We start from the raw sequence: 21,678 nt of genomic DNA, 5'->3' as shown, positions 1-21,678 counted from the left end.
GGTCCATTCAAGCCGGACGCAAGTGTCCTCAGGGCCAGAGTGTCCTACCCGATACCGAAGAGCCTCTGGAGCGGGTCGAGGAAGAAGTAGACGAGGAAGACCGCGGAGATCGCCCACAGCGGCCAGGCCACCCTGCGGCCGAGTGCGGTGCGGGCGACGGTGAAGGCGATCACGCCGAGCCCGATGCCGTTCGTGATCGAGTAGGTGAACGGCATCGACACGATGGTGATGAAGGACGGGATCACCATCTCCGGGTCGCGCCAGTCGATCTTGCCGACCTGGCTCATCATCAGCGCGCCGACCACGATGAGCGCGGGCGCGGCGGCCTGCGCGGGGACCAGCGAGGCCAGCGGGGTGAAGAACAGCGCGAGGGTGAACAGCAGGCCGGTGACGATGTTGGCCAGGCCCGTCCGCGCGCCCTCGCCGATGCCGGCGGCGGACTCGGCGAACACGGTGTTGGCCGAGGAGCTGGTGACGCCGCCGAGCGCGGCGGTGACGCCGTCGATGGTGAGGATCCGGCCGAGGCCCGGCACCTTGCCTTCTTCGGTGACGGTCCCGGCCTCCTCGCTCAGGCCGACGATCGTGCCCATGGCGTCGAAGAAGCCCGAGAGGACCAGGGTGAACAGCACGACGAGCGCGGTGATGAAGCCGGCCCGGCCGAAGCCGCCGAACAGGTCGACCTGGCCGAACAGGCTGAAGTCGGGCAGGCCGAGGACGCCCTCGGGCAGCTTCGGCACGACGAGGCCCCAGGACTCGTCCTTGATGTCGGCGAAGGCGTTGATGATCATCGTGAGCACCGTGCCCGAGACGATCGCGATGAGGATCGCGCCCGGGGTGCGCCGGACGTACAGGGCGACCATGAGCACGAGCGTGAAGCCGAAGATGACGATCGGCCAGCCGGTGAGCCGCCCCGCGCCGCCGGGTCCGAGGGACAGGACCGTTCCACCGCCTCCGCTGATGAAGCCCGCGTCGACCATGCCGATGAGGGCGATGAACGCGCCGATGCCCGCGGTGATGGCGTACTTGAGCGCCAGCGGGATCGCGTTCATGATCAGCTCCCGCACGCCGGTGACGGCGAGCAGGATGATGATGACGCCTTCGAGGACGACCAGGCCCATGGCCTGGCTCCACAGCATCTGCGGGGCCGCCTGGTAGGCCACGACCGCGTTGATGCCGAGGCCCGCCGCGACCGCCATCGGCGCGTTGCCCACGAGGCCCATGAACAACGTGCCGATGGCGGCCGACAGCGCGGTCATCGCGGTGAGCTGCGGCACTGACAGCTGGGCGCCGGTGACGTCGGACGCGCCGCCGAGGATGATCGGGTTCAGCAGGAGGATGTAGGCCATCGCGACGAACGTGGTGACGCCGCCGCGCAGCTCGCGGGGCATCGTGCTGCCGCGGGCCGACACCTGAAAGAAACCATCGAGACCGGCCGCGGCCATGCAGATCCTCCTACGCCGAGATTTTCATCCGGGATTATTCCGCTACGACCGTCGCCGTATACGCGTGGGGTGCGATGTGCACATGAAGACTCCTTCCCGCCGACGGATCGAAGATCACCTGAACCTCGGGAAACGCGCTCCGGAAGTACTGGCCCACCCCTAGCCGCGCCCGCAGGGGGCCGTCGCCCGGGGCGTCGAAGGAGATCCGGCCGGAAGGGTCCGTGACGTCCTCGCCGACGGGGCTCCAGGTCGTGCCGTCGTAGGCGTCGAGCCGGGCCGGGACCTGGCTCGCCGGCTTGCCCTGGACGGTGTCGACCACCTTGATCGTGATGCTCATACCCTCATCCTCCCGCCCGTTAGCCTTGCGCTGTGCGATTGAGGGACCTGTTGGAGATGGGCGAGCTGGGGCTCGTGCTGGTGTCCGGCGAGCATGCGCTCGACCGGCCGATCCGCTGGGTGTACCTCACCGAGCTGGTGGAGACCGGCCGCTACCTCTCGGGAAACGAGCTGGTGCTCACCGGGCTGATCGGGCCGCAGCTGCGCGAGCGGCCCGAGGCCCTCGTGGACGATCTCGTCGACGCCGGGGCGACGGCGCTGGGCGTCGGGCTGTCGGTGCACGAGGAGGTGCCCGCGCGGGTGCGCGAGGCCTGCGCGCGGCGCGGGCTGCCGCTGCTGGAGGTCTCCCGGGAGCTGTCGTTCGGCACGATCAGCGAGCTGGTGACCCGGCGGCTCACCACCGAGCGCGCCGCGGGCCTGGCCACGGTGCTCGGACGGCACCGGCGGCTCATCGCGTCGGTCGCCGAGGGCTCGGGGCTGGAATCGGTCTTCAAGGTCACCCAGGCCGAGCTGGGCCGGGCCTGCTGGGTGCTGTCGCCCACCGGGCGGGTCGTCGTCGGCCCCGGCCAGGACCCGCCGGACGCCCGGCGCCTCGCCGCCGAGTACCTCACCGCGGTCCGGCTCCCGCAGGTCGTCTCGGGCGGGCCGGAGGGGCCGCGGACGCTGCTGCCGATCAACAGCCGGGCCGCGCACCGCGTCGCGGGCTGGTTCCTGGCCTGCGAGGGGGAGCTGGCCGACCTGCCGGAGGAGGCGCGCGAGTCGGCCCACGAGCTCGCGGCCCTGGCCGCGCTGGAGCGGGCCAGGCTGGAGGAGGGCCACAAGGTCGAGCGGAGGCTGCTGGGCGAACTGCTCGACCCCGCCCTGACCGAGCCCGCCGAGATCGGCGCGCGGATGCGGACCTGCGGGCTGGATCCGGTGCGCCCGTTCGTCGCGGTCGCCTGCGCGCTCGGGGACGGGACGGCGGACGCCGCCGAGGGCGTCGAGGTGCTGCGGGAGCTGATGCCCGAGGCGACCGCGGTGACCGCCGTCGAGGGGGAGGCGGTGACGGTGGTGCGCGCCGAGGACGGCGTTCAGAGGCTGGTGGAGCGCCTCCGGGAGTCCGTCGCGCTGCTGGAGGCCGGGCTGGTCCGCGAGCGGCTCACCGTGGGCGTGAGCGGCCCGGCGACCGGTCCGTCGATGCTGCGGGGCGCGGTGGAGGAGGCCAGGCACACCAGGCGGCTCGCGGCGGCCCGCCGGGCCGGGCGCGCCCACGTGGTGACCAGCGACGAGATCCACTCCCACGCGCTCCTGCTCGCCACCGTGCCCGACGGGGTGCGCCGCTCGTTCCGCGACCGGCTGCTGCGCCCGCTCCAGGACTACGACGACGAGCACAACTCCGATCTCGTCGCCACCCTCGCGGCCTTCCTCGACCACTCGGGCTCGTGGAACAGGTGCGCGGCGGCCCTGCACCTGCACGTCAACACCCTGCGGTACCGGATCCGGCGGGTGGAGGAGCTGACGGGCCGGGACCTGTCGACTTTGGAGGACAGAGTGGACTTTTTCCTGGCACTTCGTGCGATGTAAGGGCGGACCCCGCCCGAATCAGCAACAATGCACGCGCGGGCCGATCCCATGGGGCGTGGCATGGGCGGTCGAGGGTGCCAGAAGGAGTCCGCAGACTCCCAAGATCGCCAGAGCGGCGATGACTGTGCGCTTACGGTTCATGACTGGAAGCTAAGAGGAGCGGGCGGCAGTGAGTCAAGAGACTCTGGGAGACCGGATCAGGAATCTCCGGATCAAGCTGGGCGTCAGCCAGGCGCAGCTGGCTTTTCCCGAACTGTCGGACAGCTACATCTCACTGATCGAGAGCGACAAGCGGGTCCCCGCGCCGAGCGTCATCGAACTGCTCGCCCGCAAGCTCAACTGCTCGGCCACCTACCTCGTCAGCGGAGTCAGCGAGGACATCGTCGACGAGCTGCGGGTCACCCTGGAGTACGCCGAGATCGCCCTGCAGAACGGCGCAGCCGCCGAGGCGCGCGACCGCTTCGCCGAGGTGCTCGCGCACTCCGACGCCCTCGCCCTGCCCGACATGCTCAAGCAGGCCCGCTGGGGCCACGCGCTGGCGCTGGAGGCAGGCGGCGCGCTGGAAGAGGCCATCGCGGCCCTGCGCGAGATCGCTTCCGGGGCGTCCCTGGAGTACGACCGCGACCACTGGACCCGGGCGCACGTGGCGCTCAGCCGCTGTCTGCGCGAGCGCGGCGACACCAGCGCGGGCGTCCAGGTGGCCGAGGAGGCGCTGCGCCGCCTGGCGATCGCGGGCGGGGAGTTCACCGACGCCGCGGTGCACCTGGGCGCGACCCTGCTCGGCTGCTGCATCGAGCGCGGCGACCTCGTGCGCGCGGGGCAGCTCGCCGACGAGCTGATCTCCCGAGCCGAGCGGATCGGCACCGTCCAGGCCAGGATCGCCGCCTACTGGGAGGCCGCCTACGTCGCCGAGATGCGCGGCGAGTACGAGCGCGGCGTCGCCCAGGCCGAGCGGGCGCTGAGCCTTCTGGGCGAGGACGAGGACGCCCGCAACCTGTCCCGACTGAAGCTCGCCTACGCCTCGCTGCTCCTGCGCGCCCGCCCGTCGGAGGCCTCGCGCGCGCGCGAGGTGCTCGTGCAGGCCCGCGCCGAGATCGAGGGCAACGCCGCGGGAGAGGTCGACACCGCCTGGTGCCTGACGGAGCTGGCCCGCGCCGAGACGATGCTGGGCCGCCCGGCCGAGGCGGTCGAGCTGGCCGGACAGGCGCTCGCGCTGCTGGGCGAGGAGCCCCGCCGCTCCTCGGCCTGGGCGCTGACGGTCCTGGGCGAGGCGCACGTGCGGCTGGGTCGGCGCGGCGAGGCGCTGACGTTCCTGACCAAGGCCGCGACCTGCCTTGAGGAGATGGAGTCCACCCGCGACGCCGCCCAGGCCTGGTTCGACCTCGCCGAGCTGCTGGGGGAGACGGGCGAGGAAGGGCAGCGCCGCGACGCCTACCGCCGCGCCCTGACCTGCGTGGGCCTCTGACGGTCGCCGAAGATCGCCGAGAACGGAAGAAGCCCGGTCCCCCGAGGGGCCGGGCTTCGTCGTGCCGGGGTCAGGCGGCGAGGGCGACCGTGTCGCGGTCGTCCATGCCGCCGAGCCGCTTGGAGAAGACCATGAGCCGCAGGACGATGAAGCGGACGGTCCCCGCGACGCCGGACGCCACGAGGTAGACGCTCTGGTCGAGCAGGACGCTCGGGTTCGGGTGGAGGGCGCGCAGCACGACCATCGCCACGGACGTCGCCGCGAACGCCCCGAAGGCCGTCACCGCCGACTCGGCGTGCATCCGCAGCCCACGCCGGCCGCTGCGGAAGGTGATCTTGCGGTGCAGCTCGGTCGACAGGACCGTGCCCGCCACCGTGATCAGGGCGTTGATGGCGACGAGCTGTGCGGGCACGTCGCTGATCACGCCGAACAGGGAGAGGACGAGGCTGGACAGGACGGTCACTCCGCCGCCCAGCACCACGAAGAGCACGAAGGAGCGGACCGGACCCGGCGTCGCCGGCCCGGTCTGACCTAGAAAGGGCCGTTCGGCCCCGGGGGGGTTCCCTACGCTCATGATCCCACGCTATCGACAGTCGCTGACACTTTTAACGTTCTGCTCACCATAGCCTTGACCTAGTGCTTCAGATACAACCGTTTCTTGTCTCTTTCGTCACTCCCGCGTGAGAAGGAGATCCGTATGGCACCTGAGAGTGAGACGATCCAGGGCCCCGCACTGGCACGATGAAGGTGTGAGACCGCTCCGCCCCCTCTTCGCCGGCGTGACCTGGCGCAGATGGACCTTCCTGCTGCTCGGGGGGCTCCTGTGCGCTCCGGCGGCGGTCGTCGTCGCCTTCGTCGGGGGCACCGCCGGCGCCCTCCTGGACACCGAGGCCGGCGCCATCGCGGTGACCTTCGGGTCGGGTCTCGTCCTCATGAGCGGCCTCGGGCTCCTGCCGGTGGTGCGCAAACTGGAGGCCGCCGTCGCCGCCGAACTGCTCGGCGCGCCGCTGGTCGCGGGAGTCTCCGACCGCTGGGCCGCCCGGATACGGGCCGCGCTCTGGTTCGTCGGGCACCTGTTCTGCGGGGCGATCGCCTGCACCGCGACGATCTGCGTGCCGCCCGCGATCGGCTACGGCCTGATCCGGCCACTGCTGGCCGACGACGCCCCGGTCTGGCCGTCGCTGCTCGGCTTCCTCGTGATCCCCGCCTTCCTCTACGGGGTCGTCCTCACCGGCCACGTCGCGGCGCGCGTCGCCGAACGGGCGCTCGGCCCGACGCCGCAGGAGCGGCTGGAGGCCGCCGAGCGCAGGGCCTCGGTGCAGGTGGAGCGGACGCGGCTGGCCCGGGAGCTGCACGACTCCGTCGGCCACGCCCTCAGCATCGTCACCGTGCAGTCCGCGGCGGCCGAACGGGTGCTCGACCGCGACCCGGACTTCGCGCGCCAGGCGCTCAAGGCCATCGAGGAGTCGGCGCGGACCGCGCTGGAGGACCTCGACCACGTGCTCGGCCTCCTCCGCGAGGAGGAGACGGCCCGAGCCCCGCAGCGCACCCTTCGCGATCTCGACGACCTCCTGACGAAGACCGGCCTGGACGTGAGCGTCTCGTGCGACGGCGATCTGGACCGGCTGCCCGCGGCCGTCTCCCGGGAGGCCTACCGGATCGTCCAGGAGGGCCTGACGAACGTGGCGAAGCACGCCGGGCGCGTCCCGGTGGACCTGCGGCTCAGCGCCCGGCCCGGCGTCCTCGACCTCGAACTGTGCAATCCGATGGGGGCGCGCACGCACGGCAGGGAGACCGGCGGGCGGGGCCTGGCCGGACTGCGCGAACGCGTCGGCGTGCTGGCCGGCGGGCTCAGCGCCGGCGCGCGCGACGGCCGCTGGCGCCTCGCCGCCTCCATTCCGCTCCCGAAGGGAACCGCATGACCCCGCTCCCGAAGGGAACCGCATGACCTCCGTGCTCATCGTCGACGACGAGCGACTGATCCGCGCCGGGCTCGCCGCCATCGTCGGCGCCGAACCCGACCTCACCGTGGTCGGCGAGGCGGGCGACGGCGTCGAGGCGTGCCGCGAGTCGGCCAGGCTCGCCCCCGACGTCGTGCTCATGGACGTGCGGATGCCCGGCGCGGACGGCCTCGAGGCCACCCGGACGATCCTCGCCGAGCAGCCCGACCCGCCCAAGATCCTCGTCCTGACGACCTTCGAGAACGACGACTACGTCTACGACGCGCTGCGCGTCGGCGCGAGCGGCTTCCTGCTCAAGCGCTCCCGGCCCGAGGAGATCCTCCAGGCGATCAGGCTCGTCGTGCAGGGGGACATGCTGCTGTTCCCCGCCGCCATCCGCGCGCTCGCCGCCCAGCGCACCTCCCCGGTCCGCGCCCGCTGGCACGGCGACCTCACCGAACGCGAGGCCGAAGTGCTCCGCCTCATGGCCACGGGCCTGTCCAACGCCGAGATCGCCGACACGCTCTTCCTCAGCCTCCAGACCATCAAGACCCACGTCGGCAACCTCCTCGCCAAACTCGGCGCCCGAGACCGCACCCAGGCCGTGATCCTGGCCTACGAGACGTCCTACATCCAGCCCCGTTGACGTCCTGGCGGTGACGGCGGGGCGGCCAGGCGGTGTCCGCAAAATGTGTTGTTAGTCGCATTGGTCGCTGTTAATCCCTTATTGCGGGGAAGATCGTTTGGTGGCCGCCGGGTGTTTCGGAGCGGTCCTTAGCGTCACCCGGCGTGACACTAATTCCCCTGACACAGAGTCCGCTCCCCGGTAAGAAGATCTCCGCGCGGCGGCTGGCCGCCGCCGCCTCGGCCTCCGCGGTGGCGGTCGCGGGCATCACCGCCCTGTCCCTCACGGCCTCCGAGCCGGCCTCCGCCGCACCCGGCGACGTCGCGGTCTCCGCGAACTTCGACGACGGCCGGATCCCCGCGGGCTGGAACTCCGACGGGGCCTGGGCGGTCAAGGACGGCCGGCTGGTCGGCACCTCCGCCTCCGGCAACAAGCGGATCACCTTCGGCAAGCACCTCAACGACTTCCGCTTCGAGGCCACCGTCCGCTTCGACAAGGTCAACGAGGCGACCCGCTGGACCGCGCTCGGCCTCGACATCCCCGCCAGCGGCGCCGTGCCCTGGTGGATCGCCACCATGCGCTCCGGCACCACGGCCTCCAACGGCCTCGAGTTCGCCCAGCTCACCACCGCGAACGCCTGGAACGTGACCAACACCGCGTCGGCGCCCTACGCCGCGGGCACCGGCCGCGACATCAAGGTCTCCATCGAGGTGCACGGAAACCAGGCGCGCTGGTTCTTCGACGGAGTCCAGATGCAGCGCACCACGAGCCTGGTCCGCTCCGCCGACGGCGGCCAGGCCTTCATCGTCAACGGCTCCACGGTCTCCTTCGACGACGTCAAGGTCACCGAACTGCCCGCCAACGGCTACCTGCGCCCGGCCGGCACCCCCATGGCGGTGATCGCCCACCGCGGCGCCTCGTCCGCCGCGCCGGAGAACACCATGGCCGCCCAGGAGGTCGCGCGGCGCGGCGGGGCCGACTTCATCGAGAACGACGTCCAGCCCAGCGCCGACGGCGTCCCGTTCGTCCTGCACGACGGCACCGTCAACCGCACCACCAGCGGCACCGGCGAGATCCGCTCGCTGACCTCCGCCCAGCTGAAGGCCCTCGACGCCGGCTCCTGGTTCTCCCCGAACTTCGCCGGCGAGAAGCTGCCGACCCTCGCCGAGCAGCTCGCCGACCTGAAGGCGCGCGGCGGCAACCTCCTGCTGGAGATCAAGGGCGCGCACACCAAGGACGAGGTCGCCACGATCGTCAAGGTGATCCGCGACGCCGGGATGACCCAGCGCGTGTTCGTGCAGAGCTTCGAGGTCGACGCCCTCAAGTACACCCGCGAGCTGGCGCCCGAACTGCCGACCGGCCTCCTGCGCAGCGGCCTGGACGCCGACCCCGTCGCCGTCTCCAAGGACCTCGGCGTCACCGCCTACAACCCCACCGGTGACGCGCTGATCGCGAACCCGAAGGCGATCCAGGACCTGCACGCCGCGGGCATCGCCGTCATGGCCTGGACGGTGGACTCCGCCGCCCAGTGGAAGAAGCTCGACGAGGCGGGCGTCGACGGCATCATCACCAACCGGCCCACCGAGCTGGCCGGCTGGAACGCCGCCCGGCAGCAGGAGGCCCCCGCGGCGGCTCCGGCGCCCGCGTCGGTGACGATCGCCTCCCCGCTCGCGGACGCGGCCCTCGACCGCTCGCAGAAGCCGGTCGTCGGCGTGGTCGCCGCGAACGCCAAGGACGTCAAGGTGACCGTCGACGGCCGGGCCGTCGAGCAGGGCACGGCCCTGGACCTGTCGCTGCTCGCCGCGGGCGAGCACAGGGTCGAGGCCGCGGCGACGGGCGAGGAGGGGACCGTCACGGCGGCCTCGACCTTCACCGTCGAGGTCTCCCGGACGGGCCTCGCCCACCTCGTGCTGAACTCCGGCGCCGAGGCCAAGTCGGTCGACTGGATCCTCAAGAAGGTCCTCGACGGCAAGTACAGCGAGGTCGTCGCCTACGCCGAGCGTGAGAGCGGCAAGGGCCTCCCGGCGGACTATGCGGCGGTGATCGCCGCCGACGCCGCCGCGCTCGCGGGCTGAGCCCGGCGCGCCGCAGGCCACCACGGGAAAGGCGACGGGCCCGGCCCCCTCCTCGATCAGGGGGCCGGGCCCGTCGTGCGGTTCGGCGCATCCCGCGCCGTTCCGCGCCGCTCGGGCTACTTGTCGCCGCCCTTGCCGAGGCCGCTGAGCATCGCGTTGTACTCGGCGAGTTCGGCGTCCTCCTCGCGTTCGGCGCGGCGGTCGGTGCGGCGGGCCTGCCGGGTGTCGGACATGGCCCACTGCGCGACGATCGCGATGATGACGATGAAGGTCGGGATCTCCCCGAAGCCCCAGGCGATGGCGCCGCCCGTCTGGACGTCGTCGACCAGCGACCCGGCCCACGGCGGGTAGACGATCTTGTACCAGTCCGCGGCGATCGGCTCGCCCATGTTCATCATCGCCAGGCCGAGGAACGCGTGGAACGGCATGGTGACGAACAGCAGCAGCAGCCGCCACGGGTAGCCCAGCGGCTTCGGCGCGGGGTCCACGCCGATGATCACCCAGTAGAACAGGTAGCCGCTCACCAGGAAGTGCAGCAGCATCGCGATGTGGCCCAGGTGGTTGCCCATCAGCCACTCGAAGGCGGAGCTGTAGTACAGCGCCCAGGTACTGCCCATGAACAGCAGGGTGGCGACCGCAGGGTGCGCCACGACCTTGGTGTAGCGGCTGTGCAGGAAGACCGTCAGCCACTCGCGCGGCCCCCTGTCACCGCGGACCTTGGCGGGCTTGAGCGCGCGCAGCGCCAGCGTCATGGGCGCGCCGAGCACCAGGAAGATCGGCGTGACCATGGCGATGACCATGTGCTGGACCATGTGGACGCTGAACATCAGCGGCGCGTAGGTGGCCAGCCCGCTGAGCGTCGCGATGACGATCGTGGCGAGGCCGATCAGCCAGAACACGAGCCGGTACCAGGGCCAGGAGTCGCCGCGCCGCCGCAGCCGGACGACCCCGGCGAGGTAGAACCCGCCGAGCGCGACCACCAGGACCACCCAGAACAGGTCGAAGCGCCACAGTGAGGCGAGCCTCGCCAGGTTCAGCTCGGGTGGCATGTCGTAGCCGAGGAGCGTCTTGACGGTGCTCTCGGCCTCCAGCGACGTCACCGGGGTCGCGGTCTGCGCGAGCGCGACGGCCAGGCCCATGGTGGCGGCCATGATCGCGACCTCGACGGAGGTGAGCCGGGTGAAGGCCCGCGGCTTGCGCGCGGCGATCAGCGGGATCGTCTTCTCGCGGTGCCGGTGGCCGATCCACACCAGGACGGCGAACGCGGCCATCTTGGCGAGGATGAGCCTGCCGTAGTCGGTCTCGAAGAGCTGGACGGGGTCGGGCAGCCGGGAGACGGTGCTGGCCAGCCCCGACAGGCCCACGATGACCGCGCACCACAGCGCGAGCGTGCTGAACCGGGCCGCGGCGGTCTCCAGCAGCCGCCCCTTGGCGAGCGCGTGCCAGGTGAGCACGGCGAGGCCGCCCACCCATGGCACCACCGCCGCGAGGTGCAGCGCGAGGCCGATCATCGCCAGGGAGTGGTTCGGGGAGGACGCGGAGTGGCCCGTCAGCGCGGGTGGCAGCAGCGCGAAGAACGACAGCGCGAGCAGGCCGAGCCCGGCCGCCGGGGTGTCGACCGTGCGGCCGAGCAGCGCGACGACGACCGTCGCGAGGATCACCAGCAGCAGCGCGGTGCCCTGCGGGAGCTGCCCGACGTAGCTGGACAGCTCGTTGCCGCGCAGCAGGCCGGTGACGCCCACGCCGAGGATGTCGGCGACGGTGAAGACCAGGGTGGCCCCGGCCGCGCAGGCCCAGACCGCCGCGCACCAGGAGGCCGCGCGCAGGTAGTTCTGCGCGGCGGAGGTGAGGCCGTCGCGGATCAGCGGCAGCAGCACCACGGCCATCACGAGGCAGCCGATGGTCAGCGCCGCCGCGAGGTCCATGACCGTCCGGGAGACGGGCAGGCCCCAGCGGACGAGTTCGCCCGCGTCGCCGATGCCCGGGATGACCTTCTCGGCCAGGGAGCCGCCCGCGTACAGGGCGGCGACGAGGCCGAGGACCGCGGCGAGCGCGGCCACCGCGGCCGCGCGGTACGCGCTACGCATTCCGGCGCCTCCGCATCGAGATCAGCAGGCCGACGCCGGCGCCCGCGGCCAGGCCGACGCCGACCATCAGCCAGCGTGCCGTGCCGCTCCCGCTCCCGCCCTCGGGCGAGGCCGAGGGGGACGCCGTCTCGGGAACGGCCCCGGGAGAAGCGGGCGCCGTGGCGGCGGTCCCGGTGACGGTGAACGACAGCGAGCCGGTGACGGGATGGCCGTCGGCGGAGATCACCCGGTAGCCCACGGTGTACTTCCCGGCGGGAAGGGCCTCGCGCACCTTGCGCTCGACGTCCGTCCCGGAGATGGTCACCTTGCCCTTGTGGACGGGCTTTTCGTCCTGGTCTTGGATGACGAGCTGCCCCGAGCGCACCTCCTCGTTGAAGGTCAGCACGACCTCGGTGACGGAGTCGACCTTCGCCCCGTCGGCGGGCGAACTGCCGCTCAGCGCGGTGTGCGCCGAGGCGGGCGCGGCGAAGGCCGCGAGCGTCAGGGCGGCGAACGCGGCGACTGCGCCGGCGGCCCTGGTGAGGGCGAAGAATCTCATGATCGTCCGATTCGGGTAGCGGTGGCCACCCCCACCTTATTGACCAGAACCGATGCCGCGCCCCGACCCCTGTGGACAACCGCGCGGGTAGGGCCCTGCGGCCCAGGCGCTTGAGGGCCGGTTCCACCGGGGCGTCCGGCCCGCAGGGCGTGGCCGTCGGCCCTGCGGGCCGGGGGCGGTCAGGCGGGGTGGCGGCCGTGTTCGGCGAACTCGGCGCGGAGGGCCGCCGGGTCGGTGAACGGCTCGTAGCGCAGGTCGCGGCCCGGGCGGTGCCAGACGGGGTCTTCGGTGAGCCAGGCCTGGGCGCGCAGTGGCTTCTTGTCGACCTTGGTCGTCGCGGTCAGCGGCATGGAACCGACGATCCGGACGAACCGGGGCGCCCATTTGGTGCCGAGGTCCTCCTGGGCGGCGAGGAACGCGGCGAACGCGGCGGGGTCGAACGCGGTGCCGTCGAGTTCGAGGGCCGCCATCACCTGGTCGCCCGTGCGCGGGTCGGGCACCGGGTAGACCGCGCACATCACGACGGGCGCCCAGCGCGCGAGGATCCGCTCGACGGGCGCGGCGGCGAAGTTCTCGCCGTCCACCCGCAGCCGGTCGGGGGTGCGCCCGGCGAAGTAGAAGAAGCCCGCCTCGTCCCGGTAGGCCAGGTCCCCGCTGTGGTACCGGCCGCCGCGCAGCCTCTCGGCGTCGGCCTCGGGGTTGTTGTAGTAGCCCTCGAACGCCGTCGTCAGGCCGACGAGCTCGCCGATCGCCTCGGGGTTCTCCAGCCGCCCCGAGGGGCCGAGCACCGCGCGCGGGCACTCCCGGCCGGTGTCGGGATCGAGGACGAGGATCTCCACGCCGTGCTGGGCGACGCCCAGGGCGTCGGGCGGGGTCTCGGGGGTGCGCCGGATCGCGATCGCGCCCTCGCTGGAGCCGTAGCCCTCGACGACGGCGCAGCCGAAGCGGGCGCCGAACGCCTCCCGGTCGCGGGCCGAGGCCTCGGTGCCGAACACCCTCTCCAGGGTGCAGTCCGGGTCTGTGGCGCCGGTGGTGAGGATGTAGGCGAGGGCGCGGCCCACGTAGTTGAAGTAGGTGACGCCGTGGCGCCGGACGTCCGGCAGGAAGCCCGACGCCGAGAACCTGCGCCGCAGCACCACCCGGGCGCCCGCGTGGACGGCCATCGCGAGGTTGGCCATGATCGAGTTGCCGTGGCAGAGCGGCATCGCGACGTACGTCACGGAGTCATGGGTCAGCCCGAAGCCCGGCGCCATCGCCGCGATCACCGCGAGCCGCCCCTGGGAGCAGCTCACGGCCTTCGGCGCGCCCGTCGAGCCGGAGGTGAACAGCAGTAGGTAGCGCGCGGAGGGGCTCGGCGCGGGACCGTCGTAGGGCGGCGCGGCCGATACGGCGTCCGCGTAGGCGGGCGAGTCGACCAGGACGACGGGCGGCCCTCCTCCGGCGGCCCGCAGTGCGAGCCCCTCGGCCGCGTTCCCCGGCCGGTGGGAGGCGGGCAGGACGTCCAGGCCCGTGGCGTCGGTGATCAGCACGTCGCAGTCGGTGTGCGCGATGTCGGCGGCCAGCTCCGCGCCCCGCCGGGTCGGGTTGACCCCGACGACGACCGCGCCCGCGAGCGCCGCCGCGGCCAGCCAGTAGACGTACTCCGGCACGTTCTCCAGCAGGACGCCCAGGTGCGGCGCGCGGCCGGGGACGGCGGTCGCGAGGCCCTCGATGAGGGACGCCCTGCGCCGGGCCTCGTCGACCACCCGCGCCCAGGTGTGCGCCTCCTCCTCGAAGACCAGCCCGATTCGGTCGTCACCGGACCGGGCCGTCAGCAGCTCGGCGAAAGTCGCGTGAGTCTCCACGGGAACCGAGCGTACGCTTGGTTGGTTCTCGTGTCAGCACCCTCGACGCGGATCCGTCAGCAGTTGCAGTCGCACCCGCAGTCGCAGCAGTCGCACCCGTCGCAGCAGCCATCGGAACCGCCTGCGTCGCCATCACCGCCGCACGAGCAGCAGTCGCAGCAGCCGCTGCAGTCGCAGTTGCCGCAGTCGCAGCGCCCGCAGGCGCAGCGGTCGGTGCAGTCCGCCTGGTGGTACTCGCTCCACTCGGGCCGCCAGAGGCCGCAGGTGCAGCCGACGAGCGCGCCCGCGAGGCACAGCTCGGGGCCGCAGCCAGGGCGCTGCCTGCGCGGCCGGAAGCCGGGCGGCAGGGGAGAGCCCGGAGGCGGGTAGGGGCCCTTCGCCGAGGACGGAACGTGCGGGGGAGGAGGCGGAGGGCTCCCAGCGTGCGCGTGCCCGGCCGGGACGCCTTGCGGCGGGTACGGCGCGCCCTGCGGATAGCCGCCCTGTGGGTACTGACCCGGCTGAGGCGGGTGGCCTCCCTGCGGGTAGTACGGCGCACCGGGAGGCGGCTCCTGGGGGTGATGGGCCGCGATCGCGGGCACGGCGCGCCCGGCCCCGGGTGCGGGCGCCGCCGGGTCGCCCGGTGCCGCGGCCTGGTCGAGCCGCAGGACGGGCGCGACGGCCGGGGTCCAGACGGACCCGTCGACGCGCAGGATCTGGAGGGTCCCGCCGACCTGGTCGGCGAGCTCGGCCCGCGGCGACCTCGGCGTCCGGTGCGCGCACGACTCACGGTGCTCGCGGTCGTGCCCGTGCCGGTGCCGCGGCCGGGCGGCGAGTGCGGCGAGGGCCTCGGCCCACTCGGCGGGGTCCGCGTCCGGCGTCCACGGCCTGTCGTCGAACACCGCGAAGGGGTGGCCGTCGAAAGCGCGCTGCACGGCCCGGCGGGTCTCGCCGAGAAGCAGCGCCTCGACCAGCTCCCGGGAGGCGAAGTCGGTCTCGGCCAGCGCCAGCCGCAGCCCGTGCCGGGCGGCGTCGGCGTGCCGGCGTGCCTCGCGCAGCGACGTGCCGGTGGCCAGGAGCGGGTTGAACGCGCCGCTCTCGTGGTCCTCGGGCAGGTCCTCGACCGCGTCCAGCAGATGGGCGAGCCTGCCGAAGAAGCGGCCCGCCTCGGCCAGCGGCGCGGCGTTTCCGGGCTTGCCGGCGAGTACCGCGGTGTGCGCGAACGCGGCGGCGACCGCGGTCTCGGTCGGCTCCAGCAGGGCCGGCAGCGACAGGCCCGGCGTGTTCTCCAGCACGGTCTGCCGGGCGACGGCCTCGCGTAGCGTCGACGGGTCGAAGCGCAGCGCCTCGGCGGTGCGCCCGCCCGCGCGGTCCCAGCGCGCCGACACCCGCTCGGCGAGCGCCGCGGGCGCCCTGCGGGCGAAGATCCCGTCGCCGTCGGCGATGTGGTCGCGGGTGCGGCCCGCGGCCAGCAGCAGCGACACCGCGGCGGCGAGCCGGGCGCCCTCGGCGCGCGCGGCGACGACCTCGGCGCCCTTGAACCCGCGCAGCGCGCAGGGCCCGGCCTTGCGGCGCGGCGACGCCTCCGGCTCCTGCGCCTCGGTGAGCACCGAGACGAGCAGGCCGTCGTAGTTGGTGACGAGCCGGGCGGCGTGGCCGTGCTCGTCGCGCAGTGCGAGGCAGTGTCCGCACAGATGCGCCATCCAGTCCCGGAACATCGCCGCGCTCATGACGTGGCGACACGGGCGAACTACCCCGAACAATGCAGCTTTCCTCCGATCAGGCTGCACGCATTATGTCGGTGGCCGTACGAACACGACCAGAGCATGCGAACCCGATTCTTGGAGCATTCCGCCCGGCGGATAGTTCGTGGGATCTCGGTGAATTTCCTGTTCTCTCGAGGATGTGGACCGCCCCGGAACCCGACGGCTCAGGAACCGGGCAGCTCACCGAGCTTCACGTCGAGGGTGAGGGTCTCCTGGCCGCGCCGGACCTCCACCGGGACCGTCTGCCCGACCTGGTGCTCGGCGAGCACCTCGGCCAGCGCCGTGGTGCTGTCGGTGGTCTGCCCGTCGACGGCGGTGATGACGTCGCCGGTCTTGACGCCGGCCTGCGCGGCGGCGCCGCCCGACGTGACCGCGACGACCGCGACCCCGTCCTGCTCGCCCGAGGAGATGTTGACGGTCTGCGCGATGGTGACGCCGAGCGCGGCCCGCCCCGAGTTGGTGACCTTCCCCGAGGAGATGAGCTGCGGCGCGATGTTCTTCACCGTGTCGCTGGGGATGGCGAACCCGATGCCGGAGGCGGTGCCCTGGCTGGTGCCCGCCGAAAGGGTCGGGATGCCGATGACGCTGCCGTCCATCGTGGCCAGGGCGCCGCCGCTGTTGCCGGGGTTGATGGCGGCGCTGGTCTGCACCGCGTTGGAGATGGTCGCGCCAGGGAACGGGCCCTCCTGGCGGGAGCTGACGGTCCGGCCGGTCGCCGACACGATGCCGTTGGTGACGCTGCCGGACAGGCCGAGCGGGCTGCCCATCGCCAGGACGAGCTGGCCCACCTTGAGCCCGCTCGACTGCCCGAACGTCGCCGGCGGCAGGCCCGCGTCGTCGACCCTGACGACCGCGAGGTCGCCCGCGGTGAAGGACCCGATGAGGGTGGCGGGCAGCCCGGGACCGCCGCTGGACGGGAAGACCTCGAAGTTCTTGGCCCCGGCGACGACGTGCGCGTTGGTGACGATGTTGCCGGAGCCGTCGAACACCACGCCCGAGCCCTCGCCCTGGTCGGTGACGATCTGCACGACCGACGGCAGCACCTTGGTGACGACCCGCTCGTACCCGGCCTCCAGGCCCGTCGCCGAACCGTCCGCGACGGCGGGCAGCGCCGAACCCGAGCCGCCGACGTGCAGCGGGCTCTCCCCGCCGGAGCATCCCGCGAGCGCGGAGCCGAGGACGAGCACGGACGCGGTGGCGCGGAGGTGTCGTTTTCTCACAGGCGTTCACTACCCTGCGGGCCCCCGCCCGACGGGACACGCCCCGCTACCTTGACGACAGATTTGCCCCCGCGTGACAGTGCCCGTTTCGCGTTCTCCCGCGTACGCTCGGAAACGTCCTCATCACTCTTCATGAAGGGAGCCCGGGAAATGAACAGCGACCTTCTTCCCGGCTGCGGGCAGTGCGACTGCTCCGACGAGGCCCAGTCCGTCGGGGTGACGCTGCTTTCGGTGACTCTCGTCGACTGACGGCTTGGCGGCCCCGCCCTCCGGCGGGGTCGTCAGGCGTGCGTGTCGAGCCAGTGGGTGATCTCCTCGCCCAGCGCGGTGCGGACGGCGAGGACGGCGACGCCCAGCGTGAGCAGCGGCGTGACGATCCAGCGCTCCACCTTGCCGTCCGTCCGCGGCACCAGGGGGACGCCGACCCGCCAGGGCACGGGCCACAGCACCGGGCAGCCCTGCGGGGTGCAGCAGTCCCCGGCGACGTGCACGACGCAGCCGAGCGCGACCGCGTACCCGGCCCAGGACGCGCCGACGTCGTGCATCGCGAAGACCAGGCCCGCCGCGAGGGCGGCGTTGAGCACGCCCGTGGTGACGTCGTTGCCCTCGAAGCCGACGCCGAGCCCGCGCAGGCCGAGGCCGACGAGCAGGAACAGCGCGACCCACCAGCCCCAGGCGTTGTTGTCGGCGAGCCACTGCGCGCCGTAGCCCGCGCCGACCGCGAACAGGACCGAGTGGGTGCCGTGCCGGTGCCCGCCGGAGATCGACGCCATCGCCTTGCACAGCCACCGGGTGAAGATGCCGAAGGTGTTGGCGATGGTCCCGCGCGGATGGTCGACGTCAGGGAGGAGCGCCGCCCCCGCGCACACCACGGTGCCCGCCGCGATCTGGCCGGGGCTCAGCGAGACCGCGTGGTCGTGCAGCAGATCCGGCGAGGTGAGCAGCGGCACGGCGGCGAGCCACGCGACGGCCCCGCTCAGCGCATGGGTTTGGCCCATCATGCGGCGAATTATCGCGGGACCGCCCCGTCCGGCCCACCCGCCGCGCCGTTCTACGGCAGGGTGAGGATCTCCGAGCCGGTGTCGGTCACCAGGATCGTGTGCTCGAACTGGGCGGTGCGCCTGCGGTCCTTGGTGACGACCGTCCAGCCGTCGTCCCACATGTCGTACTCGTAGGTGCCGAGCGTGAGCATCGGCTCGATGGTGAAGGTCATGCCCGGCTCCATCACCGTGGTGGCGTTCGGGTCGTCGTAGTGGGGGACGACCAGGCCGGAGTGGAACGTGGTGCCGATGCCGTGGCCGGTGAAGTCGCGCACGACGCCGTAGCCGAAACGGCGCGCGTAGGCCTCGATGACCCGTCCGATCACGTTGATGGCCCGGCCGGGGCGGACCGCCTTGATGCCGCGCATGGTCGCCTCAAGGGTGCGCTCGACGAGCAGCCGGGACTCCTCGGGGACCTCGCCCGCGAGGAAGGTGGCGTTGGTGTCGCCGTGGACGCCGCCGACGAACGCGGTGATGTCGATGTTGACGATGTCGCCGTCGCGGACCACGGTGTCGTCCGGAATGCCGTGGCAGATGACCTCGTTGATCGAACTGCACAGGGACTTCGGGAAGCCCCGGTAGCCCAGGGTGGAGGGGTAGGCGCCGTGGTCGAGCAGGAACTCGTGGCCGACGGCGTCCAGCTCGTCGGTGGTGATCCCGGGGCGGACCGCCTTGCCGACCTCTTCCAGGGCCTGGGCGGCGATCCTGCCCGCGACGCGCATCGCCTCGATGATCTCGGGGGTCTTCACGTCGGGTTCGCCGGTCTTGGGGGCCTTCTTCCCGACGTACTCGGGCCGCGTGATGCTCGCGGGGACCTTGCGCGGGGCGGAGACCCGGCCGGGCGTGAGATACGTCGTCGTCATGCGGAAGAGTTTAGTTCCCGTTTCGGGGCAGGATCCGGGACGGTCGGTCGGGCCGGGCTCCCGCAAGAGTCCGGGCCGCGGCGACGAGGGAGCCGCAGTCGGATGCGGTCTAGGGAGGCGAGAGGCGATGGCGGACGAGGGACACTGGTTCTTCTGCCTGAAGCACATGAAGGTCGAGGAGGGACCCGGCTGCCCTGACAAGATCAGGATGGGCCCCTACGACACCAAGGAGCAGGCGGCGCAAGCGCTGGAGCACGCGAAGGAGCGCAACGAGGCCTGGGACTCTCAGGACTCCTGAGGCCCCGAGACCACCTCGAGGAAGCGGGCCAGGCGGTCGCGCAGGCCCCGCCGGCCCGTCTCCTCGCCCGCGGTGGCGCTCACCAGGTGCTGCGCCTGGTCGAAGCTCACCGGACCGTCCGGCCGGACGGTCAGCGCCTCATGGGCGAGACCGGTCAGCTCCCGGTCGCCGCCGTCGAGGGTGAGGATCACCGCGCCGGTGCGCCGGGCGTCGTCGACCCGCTCCAGCAGCGGAGGCGGGGCCTCGGCGCCTTCGGCGACCACCAGCACGGCCTCACCGCGCCGGGCCGCGGCCAGCCGGTCCAGCCCGACGGCCAGGTGCGCGGGCGCGCCGGGCGGCGGCTGCCAGCGCACGAGGGTGGGCTTCAGCGACGGGACGAAACGGGACTCCGCGTCGAGGTGCGCGGCGAGATGCCACGGGTCCTCCTCGCCGGGCGCGCCCAGCAGCAGCAGGTCCTCGCGGGCCGAGGAACGAAGGGCTCGGGCGAAGCGGCGGGTCTCGGCCATCGTCTCGGAGGACGCCAGCAGCTCCCGCAAGAAGGCCACCTGTCCGTTGTCCATGCGCCACATGGTGACGCAATTCTCCGCGCGACACGCGGTGTTCGCGCCGACGCGCGCTCACCCCGGGACACCGTGCTCACCCCGAGGTGAGCGGTGCCGCACCCCGAAGCGACCGGCGCTCACCCCGAGGTGAGCGGGAGAAGCGCGCTCTGACAGGATGCCGCCATGACTGATCTCCCTGACGTGAGCGGCTTGACGATCGGAATCCTCGGCGGCACCGGGGACCAGGGCAAGGGCCTGGCGCGGCGCTTCGCCCTGTCCGGCCTGAAGGTGATCATCGGGTCGCGCGCCGCGGAGCGGGCCCAGGAGGCCGCCGACGAGCTCGGCCACGGCGTCCGCGGCCTCGACAACTCCGCCTGCGCCACCGAGTCCGACATCGTGATCGTCGCGGTGCCGTGGGGCGGCCACAAGGCGACCCTGGAGTCCCTCAGGTCCGAGCTGGCCGGCAAGATCGTGGTCGACTGCGTGAACCCGCTCGGCTTCGACAAGAAGGGCGCCTACGCGCTGCCCGTCGAGGAGGGCAGCGCCGCCCAGCAGGCCGCCGCGATCCTCACCGAGAGCCGCGTCGTCGCCGCCTTCCACCACGTGTCCGCCGTGCTGCTGCTCGACCCCGCCGTCGACGAGATCGCGCTCGACGTCCTCGTCCTCGGCGAGGGCGAGGACCGCGAGGCCACCGACCTCGTCCAGGCCCTCGCCGAACGCGTCCCCGGCTTCCGCGGCGTCTACGGCGGCCGCCTCCGCAACGCCCACCAGGTCGAAGCCCTCGTCGCCAACCTCATCTCCGTCAACCGCCGCTACAAGGCCCACGCCGGCATCCGCCTCACTGACATCTAGGGCGGCTTCGCCGCCGGCTCGGGCGCTCTGTCGTTCGCGGCCCCTTCGTCGCCGCGGCTCGGGCGCCTTGAGATCCCGGCTTCGCCGGGGGCGCTCTCGCGGGTTCCGGGTGATCCCGGTCACTGCCGGGTAGGCACTCGGCTGTGGGGGCGGTCGCGGGGATCTTGCTGCCGACGCGCCACAGGAGTCCGCTGGAGCGGGTGCTGTGGCGCGTCGCGGTCGCCGTGCTGCTGTTCTGGATCGTGGTGGGGGTCGTCTACCTCGGGCGCGCGGGCTACAAGGACGCCACAGGGCAGCCGGTGGACCTGCTCGCCTGCTTCTACTACGCCTGCGTGGCCCTGTCGTCCACGGGCTACGGCGACATCGTGCCGGTGACGCCCGTCGCCCGGCTGGTCAACAGCGTCGTGGTCACCCCGATCCGGATCCTCTTCCTCATCATCCTCGTCGGCACCACCCTCGAGGTGCTGGCCGAGCAGTCGCGCGAGGAATGGCGGCGCAGGCGCTGGGAGGCCAAGGTGCGCGACCACGTCGTCGTCATCGGGTACGGGACCAAGGGCCGCGCGGCGGCCGAGGCGCTCCTGGACGCGGGAACGGCGCCCGACAAGGTCGTCGTCGTAGACGTCGCCCGCGCCGCCGTCGCCGAGGCCTCGGAGCGCGGTCTGACCGGCGTCCTCGGCGACGCCACCCGCAGCGCCGTGCAGCGCCGCGCCGCGGTCGACAGGGCCCGCGACGTGATCGTGGCGACCGGCCGCGACGACAGCGCCGTCCTGATCACCCTGACGGCCCGCCAGATCAACCCGGCGGCCGCCATCCAGGTCGCGGTGAACGAGGCGGAGAACGAGCCGCTGCTGCGCCAGAGCGGCGCCGACCACGTGATCCCCGCGGCCGAGTCCGCCGGAAGGCTGCTGGGCCTGGCCACCAGCGAGCCCAACGTGAGCGCGGTGATCGAGGATCTGCTCGTCCTCGGCAGCCGCCTCGGCCTGCTGGAACGGCAGGTCACCGGGGGAGAGGTCGGCAGGCCCGTCCACGAGATCGACGAGCCCGTCCTCGCCGTGGTCCGCGACGAGGAGACCCTCCCCTACGAGGGCCTGCCGAGCCGCGTCCTGGAGCGGGGCGACCGGCTGATCGTGGTGAGGCACCGGCCCGCCTGAAGCCGCGGGAAGGCGAAACGGCCCCGGCGGGGGAACCGGGGCCGTTTCTGTG

At 72.7% G+C, this 21,678-nt stretch carries 19 protein-coding genes; 8 read left to right on the top strand and 11 right to left on the bottom strand.

Features of this window, described 5'->3' with window-relative positions:
• Window positions 1-44: 44 nt before the first annotated feature.
• Both ACYVOM_RS35175 and ACYVOM_RS35170 read right to left on the bottom strand, forming a co-directional pair.
• A complete protein-coding gene (locus ACYVOM_RS35175) occupies window positions 45-1,442 on the bottom strand; it encodes an NCS2 family permease (RefSeq protein WP_460307910.1) in 1,398 nt (465 codons plus the stop codon).
• Between the two features lie 34 nt (window positions 1,443-1,476).
• Window positions 1,477-1,779: a hydroxyisourate hydrolase gene (locus ACYVOM_RS35170; RefSeq protein ID WP_460307909.1), complete on the bottom strand. Its 303-nt coding sequence runs from the start codon at window positions 1,777-1,779 to the stop codon at window positions 1,477-1,479.
• Between the two features lie 32 nt (window positions 1,780-1,811).
• Between ACYVOM_RS35170 and ACYVOM_RS35165 the strand changes: the two genes are divergently transcribed.
• Window positions 1,812-3,341 carry a PucR family transcriptional regulator gene (locus ACYVOM_RS35165; RefSeq protein ID WP_460307908.1) on the top strand — a complete coding sequence of 510 codons (1,530 nt, stop codon included), beginning with the start codon at window positions 1,812-1,814 and terminating at the stop codon, window positions 3,339-3,341.
• A 169-nt stretch (window positions 3,342-3,510) separates the two neighbouring features.
• Window positions 3,511-4,806 carry a helix-turn-helix domain-containing protein gene (locus ACYVOM_RS35160; protein ID WP_460307907.1) on the top strand — a complete coding sequence of 432 codons (1,296 nt, stop codon included), beginning with the start codon at window positions 3,511-3,513 and terminating at the stop codon, window positions 4,804-4,806.
• A 70-nt stretch (window positions 4,807-4,876) separates the two neighbouring features.
• On the opposite strand, the gene ACYVOM_RS35155 is transcribed toward ACYVOM_RS35160, so the two are convergent.
• Window positions 4,877-5,380 carry a GtrA domain-containing protein gene (locus tag ACYVOM_RS35155; RefSeq protein ID WP_460307906.1) on the bottom strand — a complete coding sequence of 168 codons (504 nt, stop codon included), beginning with the start codon at window positions 5,378-5,380 and terminating at the stop codon, window positions 4,877-4,879.
• 175 nt (window positions 5,381-5,555) lie between these two features.
• Here ACYVOM_RS35155 and ACYVOM_RS35150 point away from each other — a divergent pair, with 175 nt between their 5' ends.
• The 3 genes from ACYVOM_RS35150 to ACYVOM_RS35140 all read left to right on the top strand — a co-directional run bounded on the left by ACYVOM_RS35150 (window position 5,556) and on the right by ACYVOM_RS35140 (window position 9,446).
• Window positions 5,556-6,728 (top strand): sensor histidine kinase, encoded by a 1,173-nt coding sequence (locus tag ACYVOM_RS35150; protein WP_460307905.1) that lies wholly within the window; start codon window positions 5,556-5,558, stop codon window positions 6,726-6,728.
• Window positions 6,729-6,750: 22 nt separating this feature from the next.
• A complete protein-coding gene (locus ACYVOM_RS35145) occupies window positions 6,751-7,392 on the top strand; it encodes a response regulator (RefSeq protein ID WP_460307904.1) in 642 nt (213 codons plus the stop codon).
• A gap of 143 nt (window positions 7,393-7,535) precedes the next feature.
• Window positions 7,536-9,446, top strand: coding sequence for a glycerophosphodiester phosphodiesterase (locus ACYVOM_RS35140; protein ID WP_460307903.1), 1,911 nt, complete (start codon window positions 7,536-7,538; stop codon window positions 9,444-9,446).
• A gap of 116 nt (window positions 9,447-9,562) precedes the next feature.
• Here the strand turns inward: ACYVOM_RS35140 and ACYVOM_RS35135 are convergent, their stop codons facing one another.
• The 7 genes from ACYVOM_RS35135 to map form a co-directional block, all read right to left on the bottom strand.
• On the bottom strand, window positions 9,563-11,533 hold the full coding sequence (locus tag ACYVOM_RS35135) for a cytochrome c oxidase assembly protein (protein WP_460307902.1): 1,971 nt from the start codon (window positions 11,531-11,533) through the stop codon (window positions 9,563-9,565).
• A complete protein-coding gene (locus ACYVOM_RS35130; RefSeq protein WP_460307901.1) occupies window positions 11,526-12,071 on the bottom strand; it encodes a copper resistance CopC family protein in 546 nt (181 codons plus the stop codon). Before ACYVOM_RS35130 ends, ACYVOM_RS35135 begins: the two co-directional genes overlap by 8 nt.
• A gap of 179 nt (window positions 12,072-12,250) precedes the next feature.
• Window positions 12,251-13,915, bottom strand: coding sequence for an AMP-binding protein (locus tag ACYVOM_RS35125; RefSeq protein WP_460307900.1), 1,665 nt, complete (start codon window positions 13,913-13,915; stop codon window positions 12,251-12,253).
• Window positions 13,916-13,971: 56 nt separating this feature from the next.
• The gene (locus ACYVOM_RS35120) at window positions 13,972-15,684 is read right to left on the bottom strand and encodes a DUF5685 family protein (RefSeq protein WP_460307899.1); all 1,713 of its coding nucleotides are present in this window, start codon (window positions 15,682-15,684) and stop codon (window positions 13,972-13,974) included.
• A gap of 140 nt (window positions 15,685-15,824) precedes the next feature.
• Window positions 15,825-16,880: a S1C family serine protease gene (locus tag ACYVOM_RS35115; protein WP_460307898.1), complete on the bottom strand. Its 1,056-nt coding sequence runs from the start codon at window positions 16,878-16,880 to the stop codon at window positions 15,825-15,827.
• Between the two features lie 281 nt (window positions 16,881-17,161).
• On the bottom strand, window positions 17,162-17,881 hold the full coding sequence (locus tag ACYVOM_RS35110) for a metal-dependent hydrolase (protein WP_460307897.1): 720 nt from the start codon (window positions 17,879-17,881) through the stop codon (window positions 17,162-17,164).
• 50 nt (window positions 17,882-17,931) lie between these two features.
• On the bottom strand, window positions 17,932-18,783 hold the full coding sequence (gene map / locus ACYVOM_RS35105; protein ID WP_460307896.1) for a type I methionyl aminopeptidase: 852 nt from the start codon (window positions 18,781-18,783) through the stop codon (window positions 17,932-17,934).
• A gap of 127 nt (window positions 18,784-18,910) precedes the next feature.
• Here map and ACYVOM_RS35100 point away from each other — a divergent pair, with 127 nt between their 5' ends.
• Window positions 18,911-19,081 carry a hypothetical protein gene (locus ACYVOM_RS35100; RefSeq protein WP_460307895.1) on the top strand — a complete coding sequence of 57 codons (171 nt, stop codon included), beginning with the start codon at window positions 18,911-18,913 and terminating at the stop codon, window positions 19,079-19,081.
• Here the strand turns inward: ACYVOM_RS35100 and ACYVOM_RS35095 are convergent.
• Window positions 19,069-19,641 carry a hypothetical protein gene (locus ACYVOM_RS35095; RefSeq protein ID WP_460307894.1) on the bottom strand — a complete coding sequence of 191 codons (573 nt, stop codon included), beginning with the start codon at window positions 19,639-19,641 and terminating at the stop codon, window positions 19,069-19,071. The two genes, ACYVOM_RS35100 and ACYVOM_RS35095, sit on opposite strands and share 13 nt — an antisense overlap.
• A gap of 165 nt (window positions 19,642-19,806) precedes the next feature.
• On the opposite strand from ACYVOM_RS35095, the gene npdG reads away from it, so the two are divergent.
• Window positions 19,807-20,475, top strand: a complete 669-nt coding sequence (npdG, locus tag ACYVOM_RS35090) for an NADPH-dependent F420 reductase (protein ID WP_460307893.1) — start codon at window positions 19,807-19,809, stop codon at window positions 20,473-20,475.
• A gap of 164 nt (window positions 20,476-20,639) precedes the next feature.
• The gene (locus ACYVOM_RS35085; protein WP_460307892.1) at window positions 20,640-21,626 is read left to right on the top strand and encodes a potassium channel family protein; all 987 of its coding nucleotides are present in this window, start codon (window positions 20,640-20,642) and stop codon (window positions 21,624-21,626) included.
• Window positions 21,627-21,678 lie beyond the last annotated feature (52 nt).

This window comes from Actinocorallia aurea (assembly GCF_054783995.1).
This window is presented reverse-complemented; position numbering and strand designations above follow the sequence as displayed.